Here is a 24,243-nt window from a genome sequence, read left to right as displayed (position 1 = left end):
TTGTAGTATGAGCGATATCCTGATCACCGACGACGAGCGTGACATTCGAGAGTTGATTGGCGACATTCTTCAGGACGAAGGATTCGAAACCCGGCTCGCTGCAAACTCTGAACAATGCATGAGCGCGATTGCAAAGCAAAAGCCCGCGCTGATGATCCTTGATATCTGGCTGAAAGACAGCGCGATGGACGGGATTGATATCCTGAAAGCGGTCAAGCGCGATCATCCGGAAATTCCGATCGTCATCATCTCTGGCCACGGCAACATTGAAATCGCCGTCGCGGCGATCAAACAGGGCGCCTACGACTTTATCGAAAAGCCGTTCAACATTGACCAGCTGATGGTCGTGATCCGCCGCGCGATGGAAACCAGTCGCCTGCGCCGCGAGAACGTAGAACTGAAGCGCGGCGAATCCGCGCCAACGGAAATGCTGGGCGACAGCGCGGCGTTTCGCGGGCTCAAGTCGCAGCTGGACAAGGTCACCAAATCCAATGGCCGCGTGATGCTGACCGGACCTGCGGGGGCGGGCAAGGAAATTGCTGCCCGCTACATCCACGCCCATTCCGCCCGTGCCAATGCGCCTTTCGTCACCATCAACTCTGCCAGCGTCGAACCCGACCGGATGGAGGAGACACTGTTCGGCCGCGAAACGCCGGGTCGCGGTGTGGAAAAAGGTCTGCTGGAACAGGCGCATGGCGGTGTCATCTATCTGGACGAGGTTGCGGAAATGCCCCTTGGCACCCAGGCCAAGATGCTGCGCGTGCTGGTGGACCAGTCCTTTCAGCGCGTCGGTGGCACAGAAAAGGTGCAGGTCGATCTGCGCTTTGTGTCATCCACCAACCGCGATCTGGCGGTCGAGATTGACGCCGGCCGGTTCCGTCAGGAACTGTTCCACCGCCTGAACGTCGTGCCTATCGCAGTCCCGAGCCTTGAGGAACGGCGCGAGGATATTCCCGTGCTGGCCGAGCATTTCATCGCGATGCTGAACCGCACGCAGGGTCTGCCGCTGCGCAGTCTGGCAGATGATGCCCGCGCCCTGCTGCAGACGATGCTGTGGCCCGGCAATGTGCGCCAGCTTAAGAATGTCGTGGAACGTGTTCTGATCCTTGGGGAATCCACCGACCCTATCAGCGCACGCGAACTGCCTTCGTCCGAAGAGGCACCTGCAGGTGATGGCCGTATCGTGCTGTCCGGCGGGCTTGCCACGCTGCCCCTGCGCGAGGCGCGCGAGCTGTTCGAGCGTGAATACCTGCTGACGCAGATCAACCGTTTTGGCGGCAATATCAGCCGCACCGCGTCCTTTGTCGGCATGGAACGCAGCGCGCTGCATCGCAAGCTGAAATCGCTGGGCGTCGCCACGGCGAACAAGGCGGGTGCGCGGGTCGCCTACGTCGAAGAAGACAGCTGAATTGACGACCCCTCGCGGCTCTGTCACGAGGGGGAAAGTTTCAAAGGATAGGCACGCATGAAGGTCATTATCTGTGGTGCAGGGCAGGTCGGCTGGCAGATTGCGCGCCATCTGGCGGGTGAACGCAACGACGTCACAGTCGTGGATAACAACCCCGAATTGGTGCGCCGCGCCACGGATACCCTTGATGTGCAGGGCATTTCCGGCTTTGCCAGCTATCCCGATATCCTTGACCGGGCAGGGGCGCGCGACGCTGACATGATCATCGCCGCAACCCATTCAGATGAAGTGAACATGGTCACCTGTCAGGTGGCCCATTCCGTGTTCAACATCCGCCGCAAGATCGCGCGCTTGCGGGCGCAAAGCTATCTGGATGCGATTTATTCCGACCTTTACCGCCGCGATCATTTGCCAATCGACGTTGTCATCAGCCCGGAACGCGAAGTCGCGGAGGCCGCCTTGCAGCGCCTTGCGTCCCCTGCGGCGTTTGACACGGAAAACTTTCTTGACGGGCAAGGCACCCTGATGGGCATCACGATCGAGGCTGACTGCCCGGTGATCAACACGCCGCTGCGGCAGCTGACCGATCTTTTTTCGACGCTGCGCGCCGTGGTTGTTGGCATTCGCCGCGATGGCGTGCTGTGGGTGCCAACGGCAAAGGATCAGCTGTTTGCCGGCGATGATGCCTATATCTTTGTCCACCATGAAGATATGAACCGCACGCTGGAAATCTTTGGCAAAACCCAAACAAAACAAGAGCGTATCGTTATCATCGGCGGCGGAAACGTTGGCCGCGCCGTGGCGCTGGCCCTGGAAGCCCGGCCAGAGCGGCTGCGGGTGCGGATGGTCGAAAAGTCCCGCACCGTCGCCGAATCTGCGGCGGATGCGCTTGACCGGACGATCGTTCTGAATGGCGACGGCCTTGATTCAGCCCTGCTGGACGAGGCCGGGATCGGCTCTGCCGATGCGGTGCTGGCGGTGACGGACGACGACAAGACGAACCTGCTGGCATCGGTCAGGGCCAAGGAAATGGGCTGCCGGATGTCGATCTGCCTTGTGAACGACCCTAGCCTTGTGCCTTTGATGGGGCCGCTGGATATCGACGCCTATATCAACCCGCGATCGACGACGGTGTCATCGATTCTGCGCCATGTGCGCCATGGCCGGGTGCGCGGCGTCTATTCCATCGGCGACGCAGAGGCAGAGATGCTTGAGGCGCAGGTGCTGGGCACATCGCCCATGGCCGGGCAGAAAATCCGCGATGTCGCCTTTCCCGAAGGAGCGTTGGTCGGCGGTTTGTTAAAACCGTCCGGCCTTGTCAAACCGACCGGCGAAACCCGCATCGAAGAAGGCGATATTATCGTTATTTTCGCGATGGCCGATGATGTGCCAGAGGTCGAGCGCCTGCTTCAGGTGTCGATCGACTTTTTCTGATGCAACGGATCAAGGCCTTACCTTTCTTTGTGTTGCTGATGGGGATCGGTGCATTGGCGATGCTTGTGCCGGCAACACACGCGCTGGTTCTGCGCGATTTTGTCACCATGCGCGCCTTCTTTTACGGCGCAGTCCTGTTTTTCGCACTGACGGTTCTGATTGGCGTCGCAACCGCCGGCACCCAGCCCCGATCTGCCGCGCGCAGCCAGCTTTTGACGCTGCTGCTGGCCTTTGCCTTGCTGCCAGTGATGTTTGCCGTTCCGTTCCAAGAAGCCGGGCGTAGCCTGTCGTTTTTCGATTCGTGGTTCGAAATGGTCAGCAGTTTCACCACCACCGGCGCAACGCTTTATGAAAACGCGGGCCGGTTGCAGCCGTCACTGCATTTGTGGCGCGCGACGGTCGGCTGGATGGGCGGGCTGCTGGTCTGGATCATGGCCGCGGCAATTTTCGCACCCATGAACCTTGGCGGGTTCGAGGTCCGCTCTGCCGGTGGCAGTGCCCCCGTCACGGCCGGCCGCTACAGCCAGATCCAGCAGACGGCGCAGGTGCAGGACCGGCTGTTCCGCCATGGCGCAACCTTGGCACCGATCTATGTGGCACTGACATTTGTGCTGTGGATTCTGCTTATCATCGCAGGCGAGGTGCCGTATATCGCGCTTTGCCATGCGATGTCCGTGCTGTCGACGTCCGGCATCTCTCCGATCGGGGGGCTGTATTATGCTGTTGCCGGGTTCTGGGGCGAAGTCGTGGTGTTCGGCTTTTTCATCTTTGCCATTTCGCGGCTGACGTTTTCACGCGGCATGTTCGGCGACAGTGATGCCCGGCTTATGCGCGATCCGGAAATGCGGCTGGCGATCGGGCTGATTCTGGGAACCACGCTGATCCTGTTCGCGCGGCACTATCTGGGCACGATCGAAGAGGGGGCTCCGTCCAATATCGTCGGGCTTTTTGCTTCAATCTGGGGCAGCATTTTTACCGTGACGTCATTTTTGACGACCACAGGATTCGAATCGCATTTCTGGGACGGCGCGGCCCGCTGGTCGGGATTGGAAACGCCGGGCCTGTTTCTGGTAGGCCTGTCCCTGATCGGCGGCGGTGCGGCCACGACCGCGGGCGGCGTCAAATTGCTGCGGGTCTATGCCCTGGCCCGCCATTCAGAGCGGGAAATGGAACGCTTGCTTCACCCGTCATCGGTGGCCGGCGGCGGACGCGAGGCGCGGATGATCCGCCGTCAGGGTGCCTATATTTCATGGATATTCTTCATGCTGTTCGCCCTGTCCGTGGCGGCAATCATGATCCTGATGTCGCTGACCGGCGTGCAATTCGAAGTGTCGATGGTTCTGACCGTGGCGTCGCTATCTACCACCGGCCCCCTTGCCGTCGTCGCCGCAGAAGCGCCGATCAGCTACAGCGGGCTGCCGGGGCTGGCCAAGGCGATTTTGGCCTGTGCGATGGTGCTGGGCCGGCTTGAAACCCTGGCGATTGTTGCGCTTTTCAACCCGGAAATCTGGCGTAAATAAGCTGTTCACTTTTTGGGGTGGAACATCACCACCTGAAAAGACATAATCAGGCGCAATGAACCAGCCGGTCCGCGGCTGCAAGAATAAGACAGGGTGAACTTTCATGGCGTCCGATAAAGCCAATCTGCAAGATGCGTTTCTGAATCATGTGCGCAAGACCAAGGTCCCGGTGACCATCTTTCTGGTGAACGGTGTCAAATTGCAGGGCGTCATCACATGGTTTGACAGCTTTTGCGTGCTGCTGCGCCGCGATGGCCAATCCCAACTGGTTTACAAATCGGCGATCTCGACGATCATGCCGGCCCAGCCCATCAGCCTGTATGAAGGCGAGGAATAATTGTTCGAACGCGACCGGCCCGTTACGCGGGCTTTTGTCCTGCATCCCGATCTGAAAACAGACCGGGATCGCAGGGATGCCGAACCTGCCCTTGAAGAAGCGATTTCACTGGCTGCTGCGCTTCCCGACCTTGTGGTCGTGGGGGCCGAAGTCGTGCGCCTGCCTAAATTGCACCCCGGGATGCTGTTCGGCAAAGGCAAAATCGCAGAGCTGAAAGAGCGCATCAAAGCGGAAGAGGCCGAGCTGGTATTGGTGGACGGTCACGTCACGCCGGTGCAGCAGCGCAATCTGGAAAAGGAATGGGGCGTCAAGCTGCTGGACCGGACCGGATTGATCCTTGAAATTTTCTCGGACCGGGCCCGCACCGCGGAAGGCGTGTTGCAGGTCGAAATGGCGGCACTGTCCTATCAGCGCACCCGCCTTGTCCGTGCCTGGACCCACCTTGAACGCCAGCGCGGCGGGCTTGGCTTTGTCGGCGGCCCCGGCGAAACCCAGATCGAGGCGGACCGGCGCGCCATCGACCTGCAACTGCAAAGCCTGAAAGCGCAGCTGGCCAAAGTCGTAAAGACCCGCGCCCTGCACCGCGCTGCACGGGCCAAGGTGCCCTATCCCATTGTGGCACTTGTCGGTTATACCAACGCGGGAAAATCGACGCTGTTCAACCGGTTGACCGGGGCAGAAGTGTTCGCCAAGGACATGCTTTTTGCCACGCTGGACCCGACGATGCGGCAGATCGAACTGCCCCACGGCGAAAAGATCATCCTGTCCGATACCGTTGGTTTCATCTCTGACCTGCCGACCGAACTGGTCGCGGCCTTTCGCGCAACGCTGGAAGAAGTGCTTGATGCGGATCTGATCGTGCATGTGCGCGACATCAGCCATCCGCAAAGTCAGGAACAGGCCGATGACGTTATGGCGATTCTGACGACCTTAGGCGTGTCTGATACTGCGCCGATGCTGGAAGTCTGGAATAAGGTGGACCGGCTGTCGCCACAGGAACGCGATGGCATGATGGTGCAGTCGGAGCGAACAGAGGATATCTTTGCCACCTCTGCCATTACCGGCGATGGCCTTGACGCTCTGCTGGACGCCATAACCGAGAAAACAAAGGATCCGCGCACGGCAGAGGTGCTGGAATTGGGATTCGCACAGGGCAAGGCGCGCGCCTGGTTGTTTGATCAGGGGGTGGTGACAGCCGACGCGCAGACTGATGACGGATACCGCATGGATGTGTTCTGGTCAGCGATCCAGAAAGAGCGGTTCAACCGGTTGCCGGATTGAACGAAGTACGTGACTGAACCGCCCCTGACTGTGCTGGCAGCGAGGGGGCGACCCAGGTCACCAGCGCCCCGCGACCGGCAAGTTTGGCCTGATAAAGCGCTTCGTCAGCGCGGCGCATCGCGCGTTCCAGCGGTTCGCCCAAGTCAATTCGTGCGGCACCGACCGACAACGTCAGGCACACCGGTTTTCGAGCCGGATCGTAGGTCACTTGAATTGGACTGCAAAGGGCGAGTCCCAAGTCCCTAATTTCGCTGGTGGGTCTGCGGATGAACAGGCCGAACTCCTCTCCTCCGATACGGGCGATGGTTTCGTCGGGATTCGTCACGTCGCGCAGCCGTTCCGCGATAGCCTGCAGGCACAAATCGCCGACGGCATGGCCGTAAGTATCGTTGATATCCTTGAAATGGTCCGCATCGGCGATCATCGCGATGCCCTGATCGCCGTCCGCGATGTGATTTTCGATCAGGGTGAAAAAGGCGCGCCGGTTTTTCATTCCAGTCAGCATATCCGTGCTGGCCAAAGAGGCGAGTTGCAGATGCAGGACATAGGACCGGTGCACCGCAAAAAGCGCCAGCGCCACAAAGGGGGCCGCGGTCAGCGTGGACAAGGCAAACCGCATTAGGGGGGGCAGGCCGATTTCGCCAACCATTGCGTATTCAACGCTGACGGAAACCGCGTGGATCACCACCATGAAAAACACAAACTTGAAAACCGTATCGAACCCGCCCCGCGGGGTGGTCCAGCGGATAATCCGCATCGCCATGGTTCGACCGTAGTACAACATGGGCGCACTCTAGGTTGCGAAAGGTTAACAAGGTCTAAAGATTTCGCGCCTTACGCTACGTCCAGTGCTGCAGATCGCGTCCAGACGATCAACCGCGCCCGCCCGCCCGCCTTGGCAAGATAAAGCGCCTCGTCCGCGCGGGACAAGGCGGCTTCTATCAGCTCGTTTGGGCGCGTTTCCGCGGCCCCCACGGACATGGTCAGGCGCAGCGGCGCGGCAAGGTCGGGCAGGTTGATCAGGATGGCGTTGCACAGCCTTTTACCAAGCTGGTCGATTTCCTGCATGGTGCAATAGGGCAGGTAGGCTCCAAATTCCTCTCCTCCGATACGGCCGATCAAATCCTCTGCCCGGCGCACGTCATTCAGGCGTTTGGCAATGGCCTGAAGGCAGCGATCCCCGACCGCATGGCCATAGGTATCATTGATGCGCTTGAAATGGTCCGCGTCGATAATCAGGATAAATCCGGCATGCCCGCCCGCCTGTGCACGCCCCGCCTGCGCAACAAAGGCGCGGCGGTTCGGCAGGCCGGTCAGCACATCTGTCATGGCCAGTTCGGCCAGATGGGTCTGCATTCGGTTCATATAGGTCAGCATGGCAAAGGCGAGGGCGGTAAAGGGCAGCTGTACCAGCCCCGCTGTCACCGTCAGACCGGGCAGCGATGCCAAAGGCTGACGCAGAATGGCCACGGTGACGATGCTGAATAGCGCCAGAAATGCTGCCGTGACCGCCAGCGGTTTCAGCACATAATCGCGGGGCCGGTTCAGCGCAAAAATCCGAAACAGCCATAGGAAAAGGGTATCTTTTGTCATGGGGCCGACCATGCGCCGGAACCCCTTTTCCAATGCTTAACCGGCGCGTGGAAATTAGGGCGCTTTTGAACTTGTTCGCGGTTGCAATACCATCGTGCCCAAGGCTGCCGCGCGGGCCAGGTCGGGATCAAGCGACATGGGAATATATTCCCCCCGGCGCCACAACTCTCCTAGATTATCATAGTAGCGAGACAAAAAGTGCCCTGACTGGCCGGTGGCGGTGACAAAGACCGAGCTGTCGGGATCGGCAAAGTCATAGACGCCCCGGTAGCCGGCGGCATGTACGTTTAAAAACGGGTCCGGTCCGGTGCCAAGCGTTTTGCCGCGCATCAAGGTGTTGTCGCCGCCGCTGGTGGACTGGCGGATGTTCAGGAACCATTGCAGCACCGGCAGGGTGCCAAGGGTGGGGTGGTCGTGCGCGGCCTGATGGGCATCGCCCCAGCGCAGGGTTTCCAGGTTCTGCCCCCACTTTTCACCGATCCAGATCAGCGCATCGTCCAGCGCCTGACGCGAAATATCGGTGCAGGTTTCCACGGGGGCCGATTGCAATACATCGCACCAGACCGACGCGCCGCCGACATCGCGGAACACCCGCTCGATAAACACAGGATCGGCATGGGTAAATTCGGACGACAGCGGACCAAGCTCGTCGCGGATCAGGCGATCCTGCAGCGCACGCAGCCAAGCGGCGTAGATCAGCGGCTCTGGCAGGTGTTCGTTCATCTCTCCGTTCCAGTTAGCCAGCAGATCAAGCGCGATCTGGCGCTGGCGTTCCGGGGTGCCGTCGGGGGCCGCATCGCCCGTATACCACAAATCGGCCCCCATCAGCGGCAAGAGCGCCCGGGCGGTAAAGCTGACGGTGTCCAGTTGCGCCTCGATAAAGCTGTCGCGGGTGTGGACCTGCCGACTTTGCATCAGGCGCTGCCAGCGGTTCACCCGCTGCGTGTCGCCCCAGTTATAAGAGACATGGTTCGGAAAGGGGCGGTCCACGGTCTTGTTGTTGGTATTACCGACAATGCCGCCGTCGGGGGCGATAAATTCGGGATTGTCAGCATAGGGCATGACGCCTTGCCACTGGTTTTCCGGCAGATAGCCATAGGACGGCAGGCGCCCCTGGCTTTGGTGCGCGGGATCGCGGCGGGGGATGGCGCCGATGGTTTTCATCGCGACATCGGTGCGGTCGGCCAGTGTCAGGTTCTGCGCGGGCGCGACATAGGGTTCGGCGGCGTCGATCGCATCTTCGATCGTTTTGGCGCGCATCATCGCCATAGCAGCAGACAGGGACGGATCATCGCCGCGCAGCGCGGTCCATGACAGGCTGGTCACATGACCGGGCGGGGTAATCGTGCCCAGATCGAATGTATCGCCGGGCAGGACAGGGCCATTGTCGGTCCAGCGCAACTTGAGCGTGACAGCGGGGGCGTCCTTGATCGTGATAATGCTGTCGCGGCTGCGGAAATCCTTCCAGCCGTCAGCGGTGCGGTACTGGTTCTGGTTGTCGGGGTTGATCTGTTCGATATGCACGTCCTGATCGTCGACATAGCCGCTGGTGATGCCCCAGCCCAGATCGGCGCTGCGCCCCGATAGCACGACAGGCAGGCCGGGAATGGTCCCGCCGATGACGTCGCCGGCAGCAAGCTGCAGCCGCGCCAGATACCACACCGTCGGCGCGGTCAGTTGCAGGTGCGGGTCGCTGGCCAGCAAGGTTGACCCCGTGGCAGAGCGGGTGATCCCGGCAGCCCAGGCGTTGGACGCGCCTTGCAGCCCGCGCGGTGCGACGGGGTCAAGTGGATCGTGCGGCCCGCGGGTATTGGCTGCGTATTTGGGGACATCACCAACAAGCGCGCTGTAATCTGGCAGGGCAGCGATGCCCGATGTGGGATCGTCGGGCAGGATATCGGCCAGTCGCTCTGGCGAGACGATGAGCGAGGTGCGCGCGCGCAGCACTTCTTCTGTTGCTTGGCCTGACAATTGAAGGGCCAGCAGTTTGAGAATTGCAATACTGTCGGCCGGCTGCCAAGGCGCGATGGGCGCGTTAAAGATCCACATCTCCGGCGCGCCGCGCCCGCGTGATCCGGAGTTGATTTCACCCAGCCAAGCGTTCACGCCGGCGGCATAGGCGGTCAGGGCGGCAGTCGTCGGGGCGTCCTGCGCTTTGACCGAACTGACGGCAAGGTTGTAAAGATCCAGCCGCCGCATCAGCATGTCGATTTTCAGGGTGCGGGGACCGAACATTTCCGACAGACGCCCCTGCACCGTGCGGCGCAGCATCGTCATCTGCCACAACCGGTCCTGCGCCTGCGCATAGCCGAGGGCAAAGAACACATCCTCGTCCGACTGGCCGAAGATATGGGGCACATCGGCGTTATCGCGCACGATTTCCACCGGGGCCGTGATGCCGGTGACGCTATAGGTGCCGTCGTAATCGGGCAGCGACCGCGAGGCGAAATACCACGCCAGCGTGACGAGGCCCACGGCCAAGACAAACACACCTGTCGCCAACCGCAGCAGCCACTTGAAAATCAGCGCCATAGGATCCCCCGTCGTTCAGGCGTCCTTTTAACCTGCGCTGGCGCTGGCCGCTACCGCGCTTTTGGCCGGGATCAGCCGAAGTTGACCCAAAGCGCGCCAAGGCCAACGACGGCTTCGGTGGCAAAGAACTTCCACTTGAGCGGGCTGGTGCCGTCAAGCACTAACGAAGTCGCCCGGCCAATCGCCGCCCCCGTCCAAGCGCAGCCGATCATGCCATAAGCGACTGGGCCGCCAATGAGGATTGCGCCAAGGCCAAGGCCGATGAACAGCGCACCAGAGGCGGCGCGCACCTCGCTTGGCCCCATATTGCTGTCACCCGACTTTTTCAGGTCAAGCAGGGTCATCGTATAGCCGGGGGCCAGCCAGCCGACAGCGCCAAGGCCGATGCTGGCAAGGGCAAAGAGGATGTTAAGAATGTCCATGATGGCGTGCTCCTGTGCGGGTTCAGCGAGAAGGTAGTAGGAGGGATGCGAATGGCCAGTGCGGGCGACGTGGGGGCTGGTAAGGAAATTTGTGCAAATCGGGGCGGGCGTTGTAGCGGGGGCCAGCCCCCGCACCCCCGGGATATTTTTGACCAGAAGAAGGGGGGGTGAGGGAAAGGCGGCGCTTTGGGGCGCCGCCTTTGGTGGTGTGGTTGTGGCTGGCGGGCTTTAGAAGCCAGCTTTGATGAGCTCGAAGGTTTCGGCCTGGCGCTCGCGCATTTCGTTGCTCATGGGCAATTGGGCCAGAACGGGGACGTCGATTTCCTCCAGTCCGGCGGCGACCAGCTGCTCTTGTGTAATCTCGGCGGTCAGCGCGGCTTTGTTTGCTGTGCCGAAGCCGTTTTCCAGCAGCGGAATGGCAGAGGCGGGGGCAAGCATGGCGTTAAGGTAATCATAGGCGTTTTCCTCTGCGCCCTGACCGTCCTTGAGGTTCACATAACCGCATAGCCACAGCGAGGAGCCTTCGGTCGCGGTGCGCTGAAAACCAATAGGGCGACCTTCGTCGACCATGGTGGGATAGGTTTCGTTCCAGGCCCAGCTGATTTGGATTTCGCCTGTTGCCATCAGCTGTGCCAGCTCTGCCGGGTCGGTCCAATAGGTGCGCAGGTTGGGATGCACGTCGCGCAGCCACTGGGAAGCGGCTTCGAACTGGTCATCGGTGGCCTCTGTCCAGTTGTCGACACCGGTGGCCAGATAGGCCAGCGCATAGGCGTCATCTACGTTGTCTGGCAATGAAATGCGGCCCTGGTACTTGGGGTCCTTGAACACCTGAAGGGTGGCGACATCCTCTGCCGGGACTTCTTCAGGGTTGTAGGCGATGGCGGTCGAGCCGAAATCGGTGGGGATAAAGTAAACGCCGTCGGTGGCGGCCACATCGGTGCCGGTCAGGTTGCTGTCAAGCGTATCGTAGGCGTCGATCTTTGCTGTATCCCATTCGTCAAGAATACCGCTTTCCACCCATTTGGTCACAGATCCGGCGCAGATATGGGCCACGTCGGCCTGAAAGCCGGAGCGGATTTTCTGGAAGGCTTCCTCTTCGTCACCAAAGAAGCTGAAAGTCGGTTCTTGGCCATGCTTTTCCAGATAGGCTGTATGGTATTCGGGCAGTTCGAAACCGGGGTAGTCCAGCACCAGAAGGTCGCCATCCTGCGCCATTGCGGTCGTGGCGAAAAGGGCAAGAGCGGTGCCGCCCAGTAAGGTCTTGGTATTCATGATCGAAAACTCCCGTGATGTTGCTTTGGGCGTGACGTTATTGTGCGGCTTGGGATCGGGCAAGACGGAAACGCATGAAGGCGGTGCTGCGCGGGCAGGTGGCGGCCACTGCGCCGAAAATGCAGGCGAAGGCGCGGTTTAGCCGTTTGGCAAGAGGGCTTGGCACGACGGGTTTGCCGTGCCAGCATAGTGCCACGCATCGTTTGGGAGGACAGCGCGCAGCATGGAGAGGGCCGCAGTACGTCTTGACCTTCGCAGCCTGTCATGGATTGCGGTATTTGCCGTCATCCTGGCCGCATGGGCCTTGATGTTCATGATGGCCCGCATGGCCGGGCTGGATGTCTGGGGGCGGCCGACCGGGCTGAACCTGATGCCGATGACGCAGTTCGGCACATTGATGGGCATGTGGTCAATCATGATGGCAGCGATGATGCTGCCGGCGATGGTGCCGGCGCTTGGCACCTACGAGCGGCTGATCGTCGCGGCGGACGGCACGCGCGCGGGCTGGTGGGGCGTTTTGCTGGGTTACAGTCTGGCATGGCTTGCCTTTGCCGCCGGCATTGCAATGCTGCAGGTCGTGCTGGTCGGGGCGGGCTTTGTCGATGCGCTGGGGGTGCTGACATCGCAACTATTGACTGCCGCCCTGCTGGTCGCGGTGGGTGTCTTCCAGTTCAGTCGCACCAAAGCTGTCTGTCATGGCAGGTGCCATGCACCGATGACATTTTTCCTTGGGTACTGGCGCACCGGCTTTGGCGGCGGGCTGGATATTGGGCTGCGGCTGGGGGGGTATTGCACCATCTGTTGCTGGGGCTTCATGGCGTTGGGGTTTGTGGCGGGCACCATGTCATTGCTGTGGATGGGTGCTGCCACGCTTTTCATGGTTTTGGAGAAGCTGCCCGCAATAGGACATCGGTTGATCAGGCCGGCGGGTTTCATTCTGGTTCTGGCAGGTTGCGGCGTTGCAGCCGCATCGACAATGTAAAGGAGGCTGGCATGGCACAGACAAAAGCGGACCGGATTGCGGTATCCCAGCGGATCGACAGCCGCGTCGCCAATCCGCGCCGCGCCAAGATGCAGCCGACCAATTGGGCGATCAAAGGCGAGCTGTTTCTGAACTGCTCTTGCACGGTGTTTTGTCCCTGCGTGGTATCGCTTGGGGCACACCCCCCGACCGAGGGCCATTGCCATGCCTGGATGGCCATCGCGATTGATGAAGGGCATTTCGAAGGCGAGGACTTGTCCGGCCTGAACGTCGGCCTGCTGGTCGATATTCCGGGCCGCATGGCTGAAGGCAACTGGAAGGTGGCGGCCTATGTCGATGATCGGTCCAGCGAAAAAGCCTATGGCGGATTGCTGAAGATTTTTTCGGGGCAGGCGGGCGGCACGACGGGGCTGTTCACCATGCTGGTGTCAGAAATCATCGGGGCAGAGCGGGAAAAGGTCGAGATTGTGCGCGATGGCACCAAGCGGGGCATCTATATCGGGCGGAAAATCCAAGGCGAGATCGAGATATTGAAAGGGGCCGACCCTGATCATCCGGTTATGATCAGCAATTCGAAATACTGGATGGGGCCGGATATTATTGCCGCGACGGGCGTAAAATCCAAAGTGCGCGATTATGGCCGGGTCTGGGATTTTGGCGGAAAATCCGCTGAAGTTTGCCCCATTGACTGGAAAGGGCCCAAACCGTGACCGATCGCACCTATTGCCGGACCATGGCGCGATATAATGCCTGGCAGAACAAGGCGCTATGGGACGTGCTGAAGCAGATGGACGAGGCTGATCTGGCCGCGGATCACGGCTTGCCGCAGGGGTCGGTGCTGGGCACGCTGAACCATTTGCTGTGGCTGGATCAAATGTGGCTGTCGCGGCTTTTTAATGTCAAAACGCCTGATGTGGGCCGGGGCGAGACGGCGCGGATGACACCGACAACCGCTGCCTGGTGGGCTGAACGGTTTCGGGCGGACGGTGCGCTGCGGATGTGGGCAGATACGCTGGCGAGTGTCGATCTGCATGGTGATCTGGCATTCTGGTCGCTGACCAGCCAAAGCGATGTCATCGCGCCCCGCGATATATGTGTGATGCATATGTTTAACCAGCAAACTGATTTGCGCGGCCAAGTCCGCCTTGTGCTGGCGGGGATGGGGCAGGCCTTGCCGCCGGCCGCATTGTTTTTGATGCCGCGGGGCTGAGGGTTGCAGGCCAAACGGGGCTGCGCCGGGTTTAAGGATTGATGGATATGCCGGAGCCTCCGGCGGGAGTTTATTTGGCCAGATGAAGTTTGGTTCAACAAAAGGGAGAGGCGAGATGTTTAATGCGTTGGTCGTTGAAAAGGATGCGGATGGTCAGACCAGCGCATCAGTGCAGCAGATTGATCTGGACCGGTTGCCCTCGGGTGAGGTGACGGTTGCGATCGATTATTCGACGGTGAATTATAAGGACGGGCTGTGCCTTGGGCCGGGGGGCGGGCTGGTACGGAGCTATCCACATGTGCCGGGTATCGACTTTGCCGGCACGGTCGAGGCATCGGATGACGCGCGCTATGCGCCCGGCGACAAGGTCGTGCTGACCGGCTGGCGTGTGGGCGAGGCGCATTGGGGTGGCTATGCACAAAAGGCGCGGGTGAAGGCGGACTGGCTGGTGCCACTGCCAGAGGGGCTGAGCACGCATGATGCCATGGCTGTCGGTACCGCCGGTTTGACGGCGATGCTGGCCGTGATGGCGCTGGAGGATCACGGCATCAAGGCAGGGCCGGTGCTGGTGACTGGTGCCTCTGGCGGCGTCGGATCGGTTGCGACCGCGATCCTGTCGCACCTGGGGCATCAGGTGGCGGCGGTGACCGGGCGGCCGGAAGGGGCGGATTATCTGCGCGATCTGGGGGCGAGCGAGATTATCGCCCGTGAAGATCTGGCCGAGTCGGTCAAGCGCCCACTGGAAGGCGAGCGGTGGGGCGGCTGCGTTGATGCGGTGGGCGGCGCGATGCTGGCGCGGGTATTGGGGCAGATGGAATACGGTGCCTCTGTTGCGGCGGTCGGTCTGGCGGGTGGCGCGGGGCTGCCGGCATCGGTCATTCCGTTTTTGCTGCGGGGTGTGAACCTTCTGGGCATCGACAGCGTGATGCAACCCTATGGCAACCGCCTGCGGGCGTGGAAGCGCGTCGCCCGTGATCTGCCGATGGGCAAGCTGCAGGCGATGGTGACCTCTGCGAGCTTGTCTGACCTGCCGCGTCTGGGCGCGGACATTCTGCAAGGCCAGGTGCGGGGGCGGATCGTGGTGGATGTCAATTCATGAGATATTAAAGATACGGTGGTTCAAAGAGGTGCCGGGCGATGGTTGCCGGCATCTGTGATCGTGTTAGGTGGCGTGCTTAATAATTAATCAAAACACGGGAGACTCTTACAGATGCCCTTTAAACCGCCTTTGCGGAAACTTGATATCGATACGGCCGACACCGGATTTTACGAAGGTTACAATACCTACGTGACCTTGGGCGCCAAGATCGTCATCGTCCTGCTGATCATCTGGGCCGTTGTCTGGTCGGAAAATGCCGGCAACACGCTGGGTGCGATCCGGTCCACGATCGATGCCTATACCGGGCCTTGGTATATGTATGTTGTCGCGTTGTTTATCGTGACCTGCTTTGGTCTGGCGCTTTATCCGCGCACGGGAAAACTGATGCTGGGCAAGCCAGGTGACACACCAGACTTTGACAGCTTTTCATGGTTTTCCATGATGTTTGGCGCCGGTATCGGCATTGGTATGCTGACCTATGCCACGGCAGAGCCTATCTACCACTTCGGCACCAACCCAGAAACGATCCAAGGTCTGACAACAGGCGGTGCGGCGGACAATGTGCGCGATGCGTTCAAGTGGTCGTTTCTGCACTGGGGCCTGTCGGCCTGGGCCTGCTATGCCATCGTTGGTCTGGCGCTGGCGTTCTTTTCCTATGCGCGCGGTTTGCCTTTGACCATCCGGTCGGGCCTGACGCCACTGTTCGGCAAGGCGCTGGAGGGACGGCTTGGCCATATCATTGACATCGTATCGGTCGTGGCCACCATCCTGGGTGTCGCGGTGACCATCGGATACGGCGTATCGCAGTTTGCATCCGGCGTATTCAACATTACCGGTGCGCAGTGGCTGATGACGCAGGACGGCACGCCGACAGTTGCGGCGATGCTGGCAGCCCTGGTGATCGTGATGCTGTGTTCGGTGTTGTCGGCGCTGTCCGGTGTCGGCAAGGGCATCAAGTGGTTGTCCAACCTGAACATGGGCTTGTCGTTCTTTATCCTGGCGTTCTTTCTGGTCTTCGGGTCGACAATGTTTGCCTTTAAATCGCTGTTTGTGGGCATGTGGGATTATCTTATCGCGCTGCCGGCGATGTCGGTGAACATTTTTAGCCCCGACGGCACCGACGCTGATAACGTGGCGAACCAGCTTGCGGGCTGGCAGGGTGGCTGGACGGTGTTCTACTGGGCGTGGTGGATCGCATTCGCGCCTTTTGTCGGCCTGTTTCTGGCGCGGATCAGCCGGGGCCGGTCGGTGCGGGAATACGTGCTGGGCGCGATGATTGTGCCGTCGGTCATGTGCTTTGTCTGGTTCGCTTTTGCGGGCGGTACGGCGATTGATCTGACGTTGAATGGCGGGGCAGGCGATCAGATCACGGGCGCAGGCATTTCAAGCCAGCTGTTCGCGATGATCAACTTCATGCTGTCGCCGCTCCTGGCCAAGCTGATGAGTGTTGTCATTGTGGTGCTGCTGCTGACCTATCTGGTCACATCGGCAGATTCGGCGATCCTGATCATCAACACCATCGCCGCCGCCGGCGACGAGAGCGAGAAGGGCCGCATCCATATCATCGTATGGGGTTGCATCCTTGGCATCGTTATCGGCGCATTGCTGGTGGCCGGCGGGCTGGACGCGATCAACACCGCAATGATTATCGGCGCTTTGCCATTCAGCGTTGTCATGCTGCTGATGTGTGTCGCGTTGATCAAAGCGCTTTACCGTGACGGCAAGCGTGAACAACACGCCGAGGCCAAGGCCGCGGCGGCGGCAAAAGTCGAATAACGCCAAGTGCAAAAGTGAATAGGAAGGCCCCCGCAACCGCAGCGGGGGCCTTTTTTTGTTTTATAACAGCAGTATAAGGAAGTAATCGGAAAAGATCTGTTCACAGCGGTGTGAAAGCTGCGCCATTCATGCTAGGTTTTTCTTAATCAAATCATAGCAATAAGGACGGACGCATGAGCGATGCGGCAAACGAGGGGATTCCGCCCCCGGACGGTAAGGCTGATCTGATCGACACAGATTATGAAATCGGTCAGGACAATATCGAAGGATCGGTGCTAAGCGTCGGCTTCGACATCCACAACCCGGTGTTCGGCATTTCGGCAACGGCTGTGGTGGCCTTTGTATTCTACACTCTGGCATTGCCGGAACAATCCGGCGCAGTTTTCAGCTGGCTGTTCGGCACCGTCACCAAAGGGTTTGACTGGTTCTTTCTGACGGCGGCCAACCTGTTCGTGCTGTTCTGCCTGTTTCTGATCGTCTCGCCCCTTGGCAAGGTCCGGCTGGGCGGCAAGGACGCGACGGCGGATTACACCTATTTGGGTTGGTTTTCCATGCTGTTCGCCGCAGGCATGGGCATCGGCCTGATGTTTTATGGCGTGTCCGAACCCCTGTCCCATTTTAGCAGCTCATTGGGCGGCACAGCGGTCGAGGACGGTGTGCGCACCGACTGGGCACCACTGGGGGCTGCGGGGGGTGACACCGCAGAGGCCATGCGCCTTGGCATGGCGGCGACGATCTATCACTGGGGCCTGCACCCTTGGGCGATCTATGCCGTGGTTGGATTGGCGCTTGCCTTGTTCAGTTATAACAAGGGTCTGCCGCTGACCATGCGATCGGCGTTCTATCCGCTACTGGGCGAACGCATCTGGGGCTGGCCGGGGCATGTCATCGATATCCTTGCGGTGTTTGCCACGCTCTTTGGTCTGGCCACGTCGCTGGGCTTTGGTGCCACGCAGGCCAACGCTGGCCTGAACGAGGTTTTCGGTCTGCCCATCGGGAACACGACAGAGGTTCTGCTAATTTCCGGTATCACGGCCATCGCACTGATTTCGGTCGTGCGCGGCCTTGATGGCGGGGTCAAGATCCTGTCGGAAATCAACATGGGTCTGGCGTTTTTGCTGCTTATTTTCGTATTGCTGGTCGGCCCGACGCTGTCGATCCTTGGCATTTTCGGTTCCAGCCTGCTGGCCTATGCCGAATACCTGCCGCAACTTGCGAACCCCATCGGGCGCGAGGATACGAACTTTCTGCAAGGCTGGACGTCCTTTTATTGGGCGTGGTGGATCAGCTGGTCACCCTTTGTCGGTATGTTTATCGCCCGCGTCAGCCGTGGCCGCACCGTGCGGGAATTCATCACCTGCGTGCTGCTGATCCCGTCTTTGGTCTGCGTGTTGTGGATGTCCGTTTTCGGCGGCGTGGCCATCACGCAGGTCGTGCAAGAAGGATATACCGCAGCGCAAGAGGCTGAACTGCCGCTGCAGTTGTTCAAAGTGCTGCAGGACCTGCCCCTGACCACGATTACATCACTGATTGGCGTCGTGCTGGTCATCGTCTTCTTTGTCACCTCATCGGATTCAGGATCGCTGGTCATCGACACGATCACCGCCGGCGGCAAGGTTGACGCGCCGGTGCCGCAGCGGGTGTTCTGGTGCATCTTTGAAGGGGCGGTGGCCATCGTGCTGCTGTTGTCAACAGGTGGCCTTGGATCCCTGCAGTCGATGGTGATTTCGACCGGTCTGCCGTTCACGATTGTGCTGCTGATCATGTGCGTTGCGATCTATCGCGGTCTGCAATCGGAACGCGCCAATACATAAATTTCAGGCAGGCGGGTTGTTTTGCAACCCGCCTGTTGATCCCGCGCCGGTCCCCGCTAAGTTCGGGGCATGAGCGATAAATCACCTATCATCTTGTGGTTCCGGCGCGATCTGCGCCTTGGCGACCACCCCGCTTTGACACAGGCCTGCGACAGCGGTCGCCCTGTCATCCCCGTTTTCATTTACGACGACGTCGCCGAAGGTCAGGGGGCCGCACCGCGGTTCCGGCTTGGGCTGTCGGTCGCATCGCTGCAAGGGGCGCTTCAGGACAAGGGCAGCAATTTGATATTGCGGCGGGGCAATGCGCTGCGTGTTCTGCGTGATGTTATCCGCGAAACCGGGGCAGGTGCCGTTTACTGGTCGCGCCTTTATGATCCTGATAGCAAACAGCGCGATATGGACGTCAAGGCCGGGCTGAAGGACGACGGGATCGAAGCCGTCAGCTTTCGCGGTCATTTGCTGTTCGAGCCATGGAGCGTCGAGACGCAGACGGGCGGTTTTTACAAAGTTTATACGCCGATGTGGAAATCCGTCCGCAGCCGTGAGCTGCCGGATACGCTGCCGACACCGGGTAAGATTGCCTCGCCTAAGTCGTGGCCGGACAGCGACGTGCTGGATGATTGGGCAATGGGTGCGGATATGCAGCGGGGCCGCGACGTTGTGCTGCCCCATTGCACCGTGGGGGAAAGCGCCGCCAGCCACAGGCTGGGCGCTTTCATAGCAAACCGCATAAGCGATTACAAAGCTGCGCGGGACATACCGGGCGTCAAGGGTACGTCAGGCCTGTCGGAAAACCTGACCTATGGCGAAATCAGCCCGCTTGCCTGCTGGCACGCCGGATGGCGCGCGCTGCACGATGGCAAAGGCGACGCGGAGGTGTTCCTGAAGGAACTGGTCTGGCGCGAGTTTGCCTATCATTTGGTTCACCATACGCCGCGCATCACGACCGCCAACTGGCGCGAGGACTGGGATGCCTTTCCCTGGAATACCGACGAACGTCTGGCAGAGGTAAAGGCTTGGAAACAGGGACGCACCGGTATTCGCTTTGTCGATGCGGCAATGCGCGAATTGCAGGTCACCGGCACGATGCACAACCGTGGTCGCATGATTGTGGCCAGCTATCTGACCAAGCACCTGATGTGCCATTGGAAAATTGGCTTGGATTGGTTCGCGGACCAGTTGATCGACTGGGACCCTGCATCCAATGCCTTGGGCTGGCAGTGGTCCGCCGGGTCGGGCCCGGATGCGACACCTTATTTCCGCGTATTCAATCCGGTGACACAGCTTGATAAGTTCGACAAGGACCGCAACTACGTCAAGGCGTGGCTGGCAGAGGAATACGAGACGCCGTCAAAGACGGCGCTTTCATTCTATGATGCCATCCCGCTGCGGTGGAATATGGCGCCAGGCGATGCCTATCCCGATCCGGTTGTCACCGCCGAAGAGGGCCGCAAGGCGGCGCTGGCCGCTTATGAGGACCGGGATTTTTAGGCGGCAAGCCGGGCCTGGCGAAACGAAATCAGGCGGTTCTGTTTGACGTCCCACAGATCGAGCGAGGCGCATTTCAGGCTTTCGCGCATTGTCATGCGGCTGACCTCGACCAGTTCCTTGTGGTCGCGCAGCACATCGGGCAGGCGATAGAACGGAATGCGGCTATACAGGTGGTGCACATGGTGGATGCCGATATTCGCAGTCATCCAGCGCAGCACCAGCGGCAAATCGTAGTGAGAGCTGCCATGAAGCGCCGCCTCGTGCAGTTGCCAGTCGGGGTCATGTTCCCACATCGTTGTTTCGAACTGGTGCTGGACATAGAACAGCCAGACGCCCGCAGAAGCCGCGACAAAGATCGGGGGAACAAAGACGAAGACAACAGCCTGCCAGCCGCCGAAATAGGCGATGACGGTCACCGCCGCAGCCAGGGCCACATTGGTCACCATGGCGGAAATCCAATAAACCTTGCCGGCGGTCATCAAACCCAGCGGTAAACGGTTCTGGATAAAGAAAAGATAGGTCGGGCCAAGACCGAACATGACCAGCGGATGGCGATACAGGCGATACATCAGCCGGCGCAGCGGCGGCAGTGCGTTGTATTCATCCAGTGTCAGCGTGGTCACATCGCCGATCCCGCGCCGGTCCAGATTGCCTGCATGGGAATGGTGCAGCGCATGGGTGCGGCGCCAGACGTCATAGGGGGTCAGCGTGACGACGCCCAGAATACGGCCTGACCAATCGCTCAGATGCCGGTTGTTGAAAAACGACCCGTGCCCGCAATCATGCTGGATGGCAAACAGGCGCACCAGAAAACCGCCGTTCACAACGCCGATCGCCAGTGCCAGCAGCCAGCTGACCTGCACCGCGTACCAGGCAGCAATCCACAGGGCCACGAATCCCGCAACAGTGATTCCAAGTTCGAACAAGCTACGACTGGTATCCGGTTCACGATAGGCCGCAAGAATGCGGACCCAATCACGCGCGGCAGCTGGAGTGTCGGGCGGCAGGTGGGTCGTCGATGGCATTCTGTGGTCAATCCTTTGTCCTGTGCGGCATCCGATAAACGAGATGTAGTTATAAACAAGTAAATTCGGTGATATCAGGCCAAGACATTGCCAAGCGCGGCACCCTGTCGCGGGCGGGACGCAACTATTTTGGGTCCGGCGCGTGACTTTCCGGTGTGACACCTTAAAACTCAATAAACGCCGGCTCGCAAAGCCGGTGAAAACGACAGACAGGGCGATAAATGATTTTGACGACCACTGACGGCCAAACTGGGCTGCCACGTTATTTTTCTGCGGTTTTCAAAATGATGGGGGCGCTTAAACGTGGCCGGATCGACGTCATTCTGCCGGATGGCCGCAAATTCCGCGCCGAAGGTGCCGCTGCAGGACATGTTGCCGAAATCACCGTGCACAACCCCGATCTTTTTGCCCGCACCGTGCGCGAAGGCGATCTTGGCTTTTGCGATGCCTACCTGGACGGCTGGTGGTCGACACCGGATCTGATGGCCTTTATGGATCTGATCCACGACGACGCAGAAGAGCTTTATGACGGCTTTCCCGGCCAGTATCTTGTGCGAACTTTCGAGCGTATCCGCTTTTGGTTGCAGAGCAATTCGAAAAAGCAGGCGCGCAAGAATATCGAATATCACTATGACCTTGGCAACGATTTCTACGGGTTGTGGCTGGACGATACGATGACCTATTCGTCGGCCCTGTTCCAGACCGGTCAGGAAAGTCTGGAGGCGGCGCAGACGGCCAAATATGCCTCTATGGTGGATCAGATGGGGGTCAAGCCGGGCGATCATGTGCTGGAAATCGGCTGTGGCTGGGGCGGGTTTGCGGAATATGCGGCGGCGCAGCGGGGCCTGCGCGTCACCTGTCTGACGATCAGCAAGGAACAGTTTAACTATGCCGTGGATCGTATTGAAAAAGCAGGTCTTTCCGACAAAGTCACCTTTAAGCTGCAGGACTACCGCGACGAAACCGGCACCTATGACGGCATCGCCAGCATCGAGATGTTCGAGGCGGTCGGAGAGCAGTATTGGCCTGCCTATTTCAAAACCGTCCGGGCCCGCCTGAAACCGGGGCGCAAGGCCACCTTGCAGATCATCACCGTCGCGGACCGCCGCTGGGATGTTTACAAACGCGGTCCTGATTTTATTCAGAAATATATCTTTCCGGGGGGCATGCTGCCCAGCCCAAGCAAGCTGCGCGAGGTGATTGGCAAGCATGGGCTGACGGTCGAAAAGTCGATCGAATTTGGCCACAGCTATGACCAGACGCTGCGCCGCTGGCATGAAACCTTTAACGCGAAATGGGACAAGGTCGCCGCCTTGGGCTTTGACGAACGCTTTCGGCGCATGTGGAACTTTTATCTGACCTCTTGTGCTGCGACCTTTGCCAGTGAAAACTGCGACGTAACACAAATTACGATCGCGCGCCCCGCTTAAGGGGCCGGAAAGGGACGATATGCCAACCGCCGGACGCCTGACTGGGGCCGTGTTTTACGCAGCTCTTGGGGCAGCGCTTGCCTTTTTGCTGGTGCCGTATTTCGATGAAGCGCGCGCGCCAAAATATTGGATTCCCTTGGTTATTGCTGTCGGTGTTCTTGTCGGCTGGATGGTCGTCGGTTCGCGCAGCGGACAGGGCACCGGGGCCGCGATCGGCACGGGGCTGACCGGTGCTGCGGCGCTGGCGTTCTGGGTGCTGCTGCTGGTGTCCGGCTATGACATGATTCAGGTGGCCATGCGCGGCCGTTTTGACGGGCCGATGGACGCGGTCATCGGTGTGTTTTCGATCATGCTGGATTATGCAAAGTCGTTCTATTCCCCGCTGATCCTGTTCGTCTGGATCGGCGGCGGTCTGATTGCCGGACTTGTAACCGACCTTATCGGATCCCGTTACCGCTAATGAATATCTTTGTTTACGGCACCTTGCGTGACGAAGCTTTGCGCATGGCCGTGGCCGGAACCGCCGGCGATGTCGCGCCCGCAACGTTGACCGGTTACAGTGTCCGGCCGGCTGTCGGTGATGTGGCCCCGATGATTGCGCCGGATGCCAATGGTCAGGCGCAGGGGCTGTTGCTGCGGAACCTGACCGCGGAACAGATCGCCCGCCTGACCCTGTTCGAGGATGCCTACGGCTACACCCTGATCACGGTGTCGGTAACACTGCCCGGCGGAGGGACAGAAGCTGCGCAGATGTGGCTGCCCCCCGCCCATGTGCAGGCCGCGCCGGGCGCGTGGTCACTGGACCACTGGCAGGGCAACTACGGCGCGGTAACTGCGCAGGCTGCGCGCGCGGTGTTTGCGCAAGACCCGTTGCCTGCGGCGGCCGATTTGCGCTGGCAATGGCCAATGTACCTGAAACGTGCTTGGGCTCAGGCGCAGGCGGCCGGAACGGATCGCCCTGCAGCGGTGCGCCACGGGGCGCAGGCCGGCGATGTTGCCGTATCCGGCCGGGTGCCGCCCGTCGGACGGTTTTTCAAGATGCAAGGCTTCGAGGTGTCCCATCGCCGCTTTGACGGCGGCTATCAGGGGCCGCTTCCGCGCGAGGTGCTGGTTGGCATCGATGCCGCCATTGTCTTGCCCTATGATGCCCGGCGCGAACGGATCGTTCTGGTGGAACAGTTGCGGATGGGCCCGCTGGAACGCGGCGAGCCGAATTCCTGGATGCTGGAACCTGTGGCCGGCATGATCGACGCCTTCGAGACGCCCGAACAGGCCGCCCTGCGCGAAACGCAGGAAGAGGCGGGTCTGGATGTAACCCTTCGGCATGTCACGTCGTGCTATCCGTCGCCAGGAAACGCCACGGATTATTTCTATTGTTACATCGGCTTATGCGACCTTCCTGATGTAAATCGCTATGCGGGCGGTCTGGAATCGGAACAAGAGGATCTGCGTCTGCATGTCCTGTCGCTGGATGATGCACTGGCGCATGTCCAAAGCGGCGAAATCGCCGCCGGTCCCTGTGTCACGCTGATTTACTGGTTGGCGCTGAACCGCGATGCCCTGCATCTTGAGTTCGCCACCGCCGACGCCTAGACAGTATGTAACACGCGCATTCGA

The 24,243-nt window shown here is 60.0% G+C and carries 22 protein-coding genes; 16 read left to right on the top strand and 6 right to left on the bottom strand.

Going from position 1 to position 24,243, the window contains the following annotated elements; all coding sequences use genetic code 11:
- Positions 1-7: 7 nt before the first annotated feature.
- The 5 genes from SJY10_RS10040 (at position 8) to hflX (ending at position 5,980) form a co-directional block, all read left to right on the top strand.
- Positions 8-1,408, top strand: a complete 1,401-nt coding sequence (locus tag SJY10_RS10040; RefSeq protein WP_386682115.1) for a sigma-54-dependent transcriptional regulator — start codon at positions 8-10, stop codon at positions 1,406-1,408.
- Positions 1,409-1,465: 57 nt separating this feature from the next.
- Positions 1,466-2,842, top strand: coding sequence for a Trk system potassium transporter TrkA (gene trkA, locus SJY10_RS10035; RefSeq protein ID WP_386682113.1), 1,377 nt, complete (start codon positions 1,466-1,468; stop codon positions 2,840-2,842).
- Positions 2,842-4,362 (top strand): TrkH family potassium uptake protein, encoded by a 1,521-nt coding sequence (locus SJY10_RS10030; protein ID WP_386682111.1) that lies wholly within the window; start codon positions 2,842-2,844, stop codon positions 4,360-4,362. The genes trkA and SJY10_RS10030 overlap by 1 nt, the downstream gene beginning before the upstream one ends.
- 103 nt (positions 4,363-4,465) lie before the next feature.
- Complete coding sequence (hfq, locus tag SJY10_RS10025) at positions 4,466-4,699, top strand: RNA chaperone Hfq (protein ID WP_072899168.1); 234 nt, start codon at positions 4,466-4,468, stop codon at positions 4,697-4,699.
- Positions 4,700-5,980: a GTPase HflX gene (gene hflX / locus SJY10_RS10020; protein WP_386682108.1), complete on the top strand. Its 1,281-nt coding sequence runs from the start codon at positions 4,700-4,702 to the stop codon at positions 5,978-5,980.
- On the opposite strand, the gene SJY10_RS10015 is transcribed toward hflX, so the two are convergent.
- The 5 genes from SJY10_RS10015 to SJY10_RS09995 all read right to left on the bottom strand — a co-directional run bounded on the left by SJY10_RS10015 (position 5,961) and on the right by SJY10_RS09995 (position 11,799).
- Entirely contained in the window at positions 5,961-6,743 is a 783-nt protein-coding gene (locus SJY10_RS10015) for a GGDEF domain-containing protein (protein WP_386682106.1), read from the bottom strand. The genes hflX and SJY10_RS10015 overlap by 20 nt on opposite strands.
- 71 nt (positions 6,744-6,814) lie before the next feature.
- A complete protein-coding gene (locus SJY10_RS10010; RefSeq protein WP_386682104.1) occupies positions 6,815-7,573 on the bottom strand; it encodes a GGDEF domain-containing protein in 759 nt (252 codons plus the stop codon).
- 54 nt (positions 7,574-7,627) lie between these two features.
- The gene (locus tag SJY10_RS10005; RefSeq protein WP_386682102.1) at positions 7,628-10,105 is read right to left on the bottom strand and encodes a penicillin acylase family protein; all 2,478 of its coding nucleotides are present in this window, start codon (positions 10,103-10,105) and stop codon (positions 7,628-7,630) included.
- A gap of 71 nt (positions 10,106-10,176) precedes the next feature.
- Complete coding sequence (locus SJY10_RS10000) at positions 10,177-10,527, bottom strand: DUF4345 family protein (protein ID WP_386682100.1); 351 nt, start codon at positions 10,525-10,527, stop codon at positions 10,177-10,179.
- A 228-nt stretch (positions 10,528-10,755) separates the two neighbouring features.
- Positions 10,756-11,799 carry an ABC transporter substrate-binding protein gene (locus tag SJY10_RS09995; protein ID WP_386682099.1) on the bottom strand — a complete coding sequence of 348 codons (1,044 nt, stop codon included), beginning with the start codon at positions 11,797-11,799 and terminating at the stop codon, positions 10,756-10,758.
- Between SJY10_RS09995 and SJY10_RS09990 the strand changes: the two genes are divergently transcribed.
- The 8 genes from SJY10_RS09990 (at position 11,798) to SJY10_RS09955 (ending at position 20,171) form a co-directional block, all read left to right on the top strand.
- Positions 11,798-11,941, top strand: a complete 144-nt coding sequence (locus tag SJY10_RS09990) for a hypothetical protein (RefSeq protein WP_386682097.1) — start codon at positions 11,798-11,800, stop codon at positions 11,939-11,941. The genes SJY10_RS09995 and SJY10_RS09990 overlap by 2 nt on opposite strands.
- Before the next feature lie 81 nt (positions 11,942-12,022).
- Complete coding sequence (locus SJY10_RS09985) at positions 12,023-12,781, top strand: DUF2182 domain-containing protein (RefSeq protein WP_386682095.1); 759 nt, start codon at positions 12,023-12,025, stop codon at positions 12,779-12,781.
- 11 nt (positions 12,782-12,792) lie between these two features.
- Positions 12,793-13,491, top strand: coding sequence for a DUF1326 domain-containing protein (locus SJY10_RS09980; protein ID WP_386682093.1), 699 nt, complete (start codon positions 12,793-12,795; stop codon positions 13,489-13,491).
- Positions 13,488-13,991, top strand: a complete 504-nt coding sequence (locus SJY10_RS09975) for a DinB family protein (RefSeq protein WP_386682091.1) — start codon at positions 13,488-13,490, stop codon at positions 13,989-13,991. The genes SJY10_RS09980 and SJY10_RS09975 overlap by 4 nt, the downstream gene beginning before the upstream one ends.
- A gap of 115 nt (positions 13,992-14,106) precedes the next feature.
- Entirely contained in the window at positions 14,107-15,090 is a 984-nt protein-coding gene (locus tag SJY10_RS09970) for an MDR family oxidoreductase (RefSeq protein WP_386682089.1), read from the top strand.
- Between the two features lie 111 nt (positions 15,091-15,201).
- Positions 15,202-16,866, top strand: a complete 1,665-nt coding sequence (locus tag SJY10_RS09965; protein WP_386682087.1) for a BCCT family transporter — start codon at positions 15,202-15,204, stop codon at positions 16,864-16,866.
- A 173-nt stretch (positions 16,867-17,039) separates the two neighbouring features.
- Positions 17,040-18,680, top strand: a complete 1,641-nt coding sequence (locus SJY10_RS09960) for a BCCT family transporter (RefSeq protein WP_386682085.1) — start codon at positions 17,040-17,042, stop codon at positions 18,678-18,680.
- A 69-nt stretch (positions 18,681-18,749) separates the two neighbouring features.
- Positions 18,750-20,171, top strand: a complete 1,422-nt coding sequence (locus SJY10_RS09955; protein ID WP_386682083.1) for a cryptochrome/photolyase family protein — start codon at positions 18,750-18,752, stop codon at positions 20,169-20,171.
- On the opposite strand, the gene SJY10_RS09950 is transcribed toward SJY10_RS09955, so the two are convergent.
- Entirely contained in the window at positions 20,168-21,196 is a 1,029-nt protein-coding gene (locus tag SJY10_RS09950; protein WP_386682081.1) for a fatty acid desaturase, read from the bottom strand. The genes SJY10_RS09955 and SJY10_RS09950 overlap by 4 nt on opposite strands.
- A gap of 221 nt (positions 21,197-21,417) precedes the next feature.
- Here SJY10_RS09950 and SJY10_RS09945 point away from each other — a divergent pair, with 221 nt between their 5' ends.
- From SJY10_RS09945 to SJY10_RS09935, 3 genes are read left to right on the top strand one after another with little or no spacing between them, the layout of a single operon-like run.
- Positions 21,418-22,626 carry a class I SAM-dependent methyltransferase gene (locus tag SJY10_RS09945; protein ID WP_386682079.1) on the top strand — a complete coding sequence of 403 codons (1,209 nt, stop codon included), beginning with the start codon at positions 21,418-21,420 and terminating at the stop codon, positions 22,624-22,626.
- Positions 22,627-22,645: 19 nt separating this feature from the next.
- Entirely contained in the window at positions 22,646-23,086 is a 441-nt protein-coding gene (locus SJY10_RS09940; RefSeq protein WP_386682077.1) for a TrgA family protein, read from the top strand.
- Entirely contained in the window at positions 23,086-24,219 is a 1,134-nt protein-coding gene (locus tag SJY10_RS09935) for an NUDIX domain-containing protein (RefSeq protein WP_386682075.1), read from the top strand. Before SJY10_RS09940 ends, SJY10_RS09935 begins: the two co-directional genes overlap by 1 nt.
- Positions 24,220-24,243: the final 24 nt, after the last annotated feature.

Source organism: Loktanella sp. R86503 (assembly GCF_042466455.1).
GTDB lineage: Bacteria > Pseudomonadota > Alphaproteobacteria > Rhodobacterales > Rhodobacteraceae > Loktanella.
The sequence above is the reverse complement of the archived record's forward strand: the minus strand, read 5'-3'. Positions and strand labels throughout refer to the sequence as shown.

Bases quoted from the DNA above. Each gene is read 5' to 3' on its own strand.
- SJY10_RS10040 (WP_386682115.1), top strand. From the start codon at position 8: ATGAGCGATATCCTGATCACCGACGACGAGCGTGACATTCGAGAGTTG.
- trkA (WP_386682113.1), top strand. From the start codon at position 1,466: ATGAAGGTCATTATCTGTGGTGCAGGGCAGGTCGGCTGGCAGATTGCG.
- SJY10_RS10030 (WP_386682111.1), top strand. From the start codon at position 2,842: ATGCAACGGATCAAGGCCTTACCTTTCTTTGTGTTGCTGATGGGGATC.
- hfq (WP_072899168.1), top strand. From the start codon at position 4,466: ATGGCGTCCGATAAAGCCAATCTGCAAGATGCGTTTCTGAATCATGTG.
- SJY10_RS10015 (WP_386682106.1), bottom strand. From the start codon at position 6,743: ATGGCGATGCGGATTATCCGCTGGACCACCCCGCGGGGCGGGTTCGAT.
- SJY10_RS10010 (WP_386682104.1), bottom strand. From the start codon at position 7,573: ATGACAAAAGATACCCTTTTCCTATGGCTGTTTCGGATTTTTGCGCTG.
- SJY10_RS10005 (WP_386682102.1), bottom strand. From the start codon at position 10,105: ATGGCGCTGATTTTCAAGTGGCTGCTGCGGTTGGCGACAGGTGTGTTT.
- SJY10_RS10000 (WP_386682100.1), bottom strand. From the start codon at position 10,527: ATGGACATTCTTAACATCCTCTTTGCCCTTGCCAGCATCGGCCTTGGC.
- SJY10_RS09990 (WP_386682097.1), top strand. From the start codon at position 11,798: ATGATCGAAAACTCCCGTGATGTTGCTTTGGGCGTGACGTTATTGTGC.
- SJY10_RS09995 (WP_386682099.1), bottom strand. From the start codon at position 11,799: ATGAATACCAAGACCTTACTGGGCGGCACCGCTCTTGCCCTTTTCGCC.
- SJY10_RS09985 (WP_386682095.1), top strand. From the start codon at position 12,023: ATGGAGAGGGCCGCAGTACGTCTTGACCTTCGCAGCCTGTCATGGATT.
- SJY10_RS09980 (WP_386682093.1), top strand. From the start codon at position 12,793: ATGGCACAGACAAAAGCGGACCGGATTGCGGTATCCCAGCGGATCGAC.
- SJY10_RS09970 (WP_386682089.1), top strand. From the start codon at position 14,107: ATGTTTAATGCGTTGGTCGTTGAAAAGGATGCGGATGGTCAGACCAGC.
- SJY10_RS09965 (WP_386682087.1), top strand. From the start codon at position 15,202: ATGCCCTTTAAACCGCCTTTGCGGAAACTTGATATCGATACGGCCGAC.
- SJY10_RS09960 (WP_386682085.1), top strand. From the start codon at position 17,040: ATGAGCGATGCGGCAAACGAGGGGATTCCGCCCCCGGACGGTAAGGCT.
- SJY10_RS09955 (WP_386682083.1), top strand. From the start codon at position 18,750: ATGAGCGATAAATCACCTATCATCTTGTGGTTCCGGCGCGATCTGCGC.
- SJY10_RS09950 (WP_386682081.1), bottom strand. From the start codon at position 21,196: ATGCCATCGACGACCCACCTGCCGCCCGACACTCCAGCTGCCGCGCGT.
- SJY10_RS09945 (WP_386682079.1), top strand. From the start codon at position 21,418: ATGATTTTGACGACCACTGACGGCCAAACTGGGCTGCCACGTTATTTT.
- SJY10_RS09940 (WP_386682077.1), top strand. From the start codon at position 22,646: ATGCCAACCGCCGGACGCCTGACTGGGGCCGTGTTTTACGCAGCTCTT.
- SJY10_RS09935 (WP_386682075.1), top strand. From the start codon at position 23,086: ATGAATATCTTTGTTTACGGCACCTTGCGTGACGAAGCTTTGCGCATG.